We start from the raw sequence: 4,143 nt of genomic DNA, 5'->3' as shown, positions 1-4,143 counted from the left end.
GATCTACACTATCCTCTTCGTCGGCAGCGTCAGATGTGTATAAGAGACAGGTGCTGCTGTCCGGTGACGGGTTTCTGTTCGAAGTGCGCCACTCGGCGATGCGTACCGATCCGGGCTGGTCTGACTACTATTTCGCTGAATACCGGCGGGATCGCCTGACCATTCGCCGGAGCGAATATCGTCCGGGCCTCGCGGCAGCCTACGTGGAGAACTTCACGTCGTTGATAGACGAGACACTGGATGCGCTCCACGCGCGGAAGAACGACGTCGCCCACTTCCTCATCAATCACGGCGACCGAAGAATGCACGAACAGTTGCTGCGGGCTGTCGGTATACCGGAATCCAGGAGTGCGTTCAACTACGACCGGCTGGGGCACATGGGTGGCGCGGACACCCTGATAGCCCTGCGTGACCTTCAGGTGGCCGGTGCGCTGCGAGGAGGTGACCTGATCCTGCTGGCAACGAGTGCCATGGGTTTCAGCTGGGGCATCACAGCATTGGAGTATCTGGGATGAAGGTGCTGATTATCCACCAGGTTCCCTACCGGAAGATCGATTATTGTCATGGAATAGATCATGACCGTCATGATGTGACCTATATCGGATATCCGCAGCGGATGGCGGATCTGCCCGCGGATCTCCGGTGCGCCCGCATCGAACTCGCTGCCGATGATGAGCTTGTCCTGGGAATTGTCTCTCGAGTCTCCCGCGCGGACGGTTTCGAGCATGTCCTGGCATTGTCGGAGTTCGGGATACTGGAGGCGTGCCACGTGCGCCGGCATCTGGGCCTGGACGGCCCGTCAAAGAAACAGCTGGAACTGGTACGCGACAAGGTAAGAATGAAGGAGGCGGTGGCCGGAGCGGGTGTGCGGTATCCGCGTTTCGCGGTGGCTCCGGCGCCGGACGGTACGCTGCCCTGGTCGGGGAGGACCGTGCTCAAACCCCGCCAGGGCGCGTCCAGCGAAGGTGTGCGCATCCACGCCACAGCCGAGGATGCCGTCGCCGCCTACCGCGAGCTGGCCAGCTGTGACGACTTCCAGCTCGAGGAGTACATCGAAGGCGACATTCTGTTCGCCGACGGTCTGGTAGCCGGTGGAAAATTAATCAGTTTCGCCGTCAGCAAGTACATCAACACGCCTCTTGACTTTATCGATGGAAAACCACTCGGAGCTTTTCACGTCCCGGCCGGTGAACAATACCGTGAGTTCGTGCTGAGCGTGCTGGCGGCGCTTGACGTCCAGGCGGGCTGCATTCATCTTGAGTTCTTCCGGACGCCGTTGGGGGAGCCCGTCTTCCTTGAGATTGCCAACCGGGTCGGCGGGGCCGGCGTCGTGGACGCTTACCTACGTCGCACGGGTCTACATCTGCCGTCGTACGAGATTGCGATCCGTATGGGCACGACGTTGCCGGCGCCCGGCCCGCCGAGCGGCAAATATCACGCCTGGCTGGTGTTTCCCGGCCATCACCTGCCCGCTGGCTCCATGGTGTCTCTCGTGATCCCAGCGCACCTGCGGGAACATCCCTGTGTGGACCGGCTGCACATGCTCGGGCCTGCGGACCCTCTCCCCGACCGCGTGACCTACCAGGAATGGCTGGTGCCGCTGTTCATCGAGGCGTCGCATCGTGACCCCGGCGTGCTTGCGGATTTCCTGCGCGAATGTGCCTGCTCCATCAGGGTCGAGACAGAGGTGAAGCTGTCATGAGGTACTACCCCACCGACCTCATTCTGGCTGTCGAGCTGGTCGAACGGGAAATTTCGGCCGAACCTGGCTCGCGCGCGGCCCGGTTGCTGGCGGACGCGGGTTTACCCGGTCTGCGCGGCTTGTTCGACAGCGCGGGGCTGGCCGAAGGACTCGACGAGCTTTTCGGCGGCCTGAGCCAGTACCCGTGGCAGCCGTTGATCGACACCAACGACGTCTACGAGTTCTCGCCGATCGGCACGCTGGTCCTGGATGACCGCGACGCGCGCGACACACTGCGCGGCCTGCTCCTTGGCTGGGCGGCCGGCAACGAGATCGTTATCCGCACCCACCGCCAGCCGTTCTGGCACGAACTCATGGATCTCCTGCGGCAGCAGGGACTGCCGTTGCCTGCCGGTCGGGCTGTTGACGCGCACGCGCACGTCCCTGACGGTCGTCTCGTCGAGGTGCCTGCCGTGGTGACCGTCCCGCGGGACACCCCGGCGGCTGCCGCCGCGAGCCCGGACCCGAACGCCGTACGCGTCCGGCTGGACCCGGAGCTGGCCGGGGACAGCGCGGCTGCCAGCGGGGCCATCTTCACGCTGGACTGCCGAGCCGCGTGGGTCCACCAACTGTTTCACCGCGACTACCTGATGGGTACCCGCCTGTCCGCGGCACGCAGCCGCGACACCGACGAGGAGACCGGCCGGCTCGGTGCCAAGCTGCGCTACCTCGTTCAGCGGGCGCGGCGGACGCCCTACTACCGCGATCTTCCCCCGGTCCAGGGCCTCGAGGATCTGCCACTGTTGCCGATCATGGATAAGGCTGATCTGGAAAAATATTCGCTGCCCTTCAGCCGTGCTCTGTGCAGTGGCGCGCCACCCACGGGGGAGGTCCTGCGCAGCGGCGGCTCGAGCGGGGCGCCACGTTACGTCGTCTATTCCCGTACCGACTGGCACAACATGGTGCGGGAAGCAATTCCGCTCTTCTACGAGCTCGGCCTGGACAAAGGTGACCGGTTGATCAACATGCTGTACGGCGGAAAGCTGTACGGCGGCATGACCACCACGGTTGCGGAGCTGTCGCGCATGCCGCTGGAGTGCTACACGACGGCTCAGCTGGCATCCGTTGACGACATTCTGATGCTGTGCGCGAGTTTCCAGGCCAATGCCGTTCTCGCGCAGCCCGCGATGCTCCTTCCGCTGCTGCGGGACGCCAAGGCCCACCAGCCGGATCTCAAGATCGAAAAAGTGATCTACGGTGGCACACCCATGGCCCAGTCCGATCGGGCCTGGCTTCGGGAGCAGCTGGGCACCCACGTTATCTCCAGTATCCTTGCGGCCAACGATGGCGCCCAGCTGGGCTACCAGTGCGGTGAGCTGAGCGGGACGCTGCATCATATCTGCGCGGACTACAATTTCGTCGAAGTAGTTGATCAGGATGGTAACCCGGTACCGGCGGGCGAATACGGTGACCTCCTGATCACCAGTATGCAGAAGTTCGAAGGCCCGCTGATCCGCTACCGGATCGGCGACTGCGGCCGGATTTTCCAGCACGACTGCGGCTGTGGCGTGTCGGGCCAGGTGCTCGAGTACACCGGCCGCTCCGACGGGCAGATCGAGATGATGGCCAGGCGGGTGCTGTACAGCGACGTGCTTACCGCGCTCGACGTTTTCGGCGTGTCGCGGCTCCAGCTGGAGATCACCTCTCTGGCGGGTAAAGAGACCGTGATCGTCCGTACCGAGTCGCCGGCGGCGTTGGCTGCCCGGGAAATAAAGGACTTTCTTGCCGAGAAATTTCCGGCACTTGCTGAACGTCATGACGTCGATGCCGATCTCGACATGTTCGAACTCGTCGTGGAATGCCTTCCTGAGGGCCGGCTGCCCCGTGACGCCGTGAGCGGGAAGATCAAGACTGTCATCGACCGGCGGCTGCGGTGACCAGTACCCGACGAGCCCATTTCCGGCTAATCATGAAAGAGAGTCGTACGCATGGCCGATCGTGTGACGGAGTTGTTCAACAACGAGCTGGCCGGCGCGGGCTCCCCGCTGCTGAGTATTGATCTCAACGGGGCACGGTTCTCGAACCTGGCCGCCCTCGGCTACGACTACCTGGCGCGGCCGATGTTCGTCGGGAAAACGGAGATGGACAGGTTCATCGACGACACCAATCGTGCCGCCGACCTGATCTTCTCGCTGCCGGAACGTCTTTTCCACGGCGATTTCGACCGGTTTCATGACGCGCTGCGGCTCAGCCCCGCACGGGCCAGGATCATGCGCCGGATCGGTGCGGTGAAACCACCCCGGTTTGGCCGTATCGACGCTTACCATGACGGTGCCAGTCTCAAGATTCTTGAATTCAACGTGGGTAGTGACTGCGGCGGGCAGGACTGGGTCGGCGCGGTTCCGCGTGCCCTGCTCGGCATCGACGCGTTCCGCTCGTTCGCCGACCAGCATGAGCTCACC

General features: G+C 63.4%; 2 protein-coding genes and 1 pseudogene. All 3 read left to right on the top strand.

What is annotated here, in order from left to right:
- The first annotated feature begins 511 nt into the window (after positions 1 to 511).
- Positions 512 to 1,702 carry an acetyl-CoA carboxylase biotin carboxylase subunit family protein gene (locus MJ783_RS07175; RefSeq protein WP_239309381.1) on the top strand — a complete coding sequence of 397 codons (1,191 nt, stop codon included), beginning with the start codon at positions 512 to 514 and terminating at the stop codon, positions 1,700 to 1,702.
- Positions 1,699 to 3,618 (top strand): phenylacetate--CoA ligase family protein, encoded by a 1,920-nt coding sequence (locus MJ783_RS07170; RefSeq protein WP_239309380.1) that lies wholly within the window; start codon positions 1,699 to 1,701, stop codon positions 3,616 to 3,618. The genes MJ783_RS07175 and MJ783_RS07170 overlap by 4 nt, the downstream gene beginning before the upstream one ends.
- 51 nt (positions 3,619 to 3,669) lie before the next feature.
- Positions 3,670 to 4,143 (top strand): annotated as a pseudogene (locus MJ783_RS07165) (hypothetical protein); the annotation flags it as partial.

It is taken from the genome of Protofrankia sp. Cj3 (assembly GCF_917627355.1).
In the GTDB taxonomy this organism is placed as follows: domain Bacteria; phylum Actinomycetota; class Actinomycetes; order Frankiales; family Frankiaceae; genus Protofrankia.
This window is presented reverse-complemented; position numbering and strand designations above follow the sequence as displayed.